The organism is Streptomyces sp. 13-12-16 (genome assembly GCF_002114215.1).
GTDB lineage: Bacteria > Actinomycetota > Actinomycetes > Streptomycetales > Streptomycetaceae > Streptomyces.
Window position 1 is genome coordinate 1 of sequence record NZ_NCTE01001087.1, and the last position, 1,988, is coordinate 1,988.

General features: G+C 76.6%; 1 protein-coding gene. It reads left to right on the forward strand.

Annotated elements, in window-relative coordinates; all coding sequences use genetic code 11:
- Window positions 1–1,988: non-ribosomal peptide synthetase (locus B7767_RS35655; protein ID WP_143652812.1), on the forward strand; the 1,988-nt coding region annotated here is incomplete at both ends.

Genomic DNA, 1,988 nt, shown 5'->3' on the forward strand with positions numbered 1-1,988 from the left:
CTCGCGGCACGGCTGCGTGCGCACGGCGTCCGTCCGGGCGACCTGGTCGGGCTGCTGACCGAGCCGGGCGCGGACACGGTGGTGGGTGTGGTGGGCGTCCTGCGGGCCGGGGCCGGCTGGGTCCCGCTGGATCCGGAGCATCCCCGGGCGCGGCTGACCGGTCAGCTGGCCCGCACGGGCGCCTCCACGGTGGTGTGCCACTCCCCCACCCTGGCCCTCGCCCGGGCCCTGCCCGGCGTACGGACGGTGGCGTCCGACGGCCCGGCGGACGACGACGGCCGTGCCGCCGCCGTCGCGCCGGATCCCGGGGCGGTCGCGTACGTCATCTTCACCTCCGGGTCGACGGGCCGCCCGAAGGCGGTGCCGGTCACCCACCGGGCGATGGAGAACTACCTCGACTGGGCCGTCGACACCTTCGGCTACGGCCCCGACGACCGTCTCGCGCAGACCGCGTCGCCGTGCTTCGACGCCTCCGTGCGCCAGTTGCTCGCACCGCTGATGGTGGGCGGCACCGTGGTGACCGTGCCCAGGCACCTGCTGCGGGACCCCGAGCTGCTGCTGGCGCGGGTGGAGCGGGCGCGGGTGACCGTGTGGAGTTCCGTTCCGACGCTGTGGGAACAACTGCTGTCGGCCGCCGAGGCACGGGCGGGGCGGGGTGGGGCGCCGGTGGACCTGTCGGCGCTGCGCTGGGTGCACGTCGGCGGTGAGGCGCTGCCCGTGGAGCACGTGCGCCGCTGGTTCGACCTGGTCGGGAACGGCACGCGCGTCGCGAATCTGTACGGTCCGACCGAGACGACCGTCAACGCCACCTGCCACATCGTCGAGGCACGCCCGGGTGACGAGGTACGGCGGCTGCCGATCGGGCGGCCCGCGGCCGGTGCCCTGCTGGAGGTGGTCGACACCGACGGTGCCGTGTGCGGGGCGGGCGAGGCCGGGGAACTGCTCATCTCGGGCACCGGCCTGACCTCCGGCTACCTGGGCGAACCGGAGCTGACCGCGCGGGCGTTCACCCTGCGCGGGGGGCGGCGCTGGTATCGCAGCGGGGACCGGGTGCGCCGGTCGGCGGACGGCGTCCTGGAGTTCCTGGGGCGGGTCGACGACCAGGTGAAGATCCGCGGGAACCGGGTGGAGCCGGGAGAGGTGGAGGCGGCGCTGCAGACCTGTCCCGGCGTCGGGCGGGCCGTGGTGCTCGCGCACGAGGGGCGGCTGCTCGCCTTCGTCACCACCCGGGCGGGGGCCGGGCGGCCGGCCGCGGGTGAGGTGCGCCGGCACCTGGCCGGGCTGCTGCCGTCGTACATGGTCCCGGCGCGGATCACGTTCGTCGACGCGCTGCCGCTGACCGGAACCGGCAAGGTCGACCGGTCGGCGCTGCTCGCGGCGGACCCCGGCCCGGGCACGCCGTCCGGTGACGGGGGGACTCCCCCGGCCACGGCGACCGAGCGGCGGCTGGCGGCGGTCTGGTGCGAGGTGCTGCGGGTGGGTGCCGTGTGCCGGGAGGACGACTTCTTCGAACTGGGCGGCGATTCGCTGCTCGTCCTCCAGGTGTTCGCCCGGCTCGCGGAGCGGGCGGGGCCGCTGCCCCGGCCGACCGTGATCTACCGTCACCGCACCCTCGCCGCGCTGGCGGAGGCCGTGGACGCCGCCGCGGAAGGGGACTCCGCGGACGCCGCGCCCGCTCCGGCCGGCGACCGGGGAACGGACCCGTTCCCGGTCACTCCCGGCCAGCGCGGGTTCCTCCTCGCCGAGGCGCTCTCCCCGGGCGTCGGAACGTGGCTGGCGCGGCTCCGGCTGTCCGGGCCGCTGGATCCGGACCTCTTCCAGCGGGCGGTGGACGCGCTGGTGGAACGCCACGCCATGCTGCGCACCGTCTTTCCCGCCGGTGCCCGGCCGCCCGTCCAGCAGGAGTTGCCCCGGTCGCTGCGGCTGCCGGTCGGCTTCGAGACGGTCGCCGGACCCGCCGAGGTGGACGAGCGGGCCGCGGCCGAGGC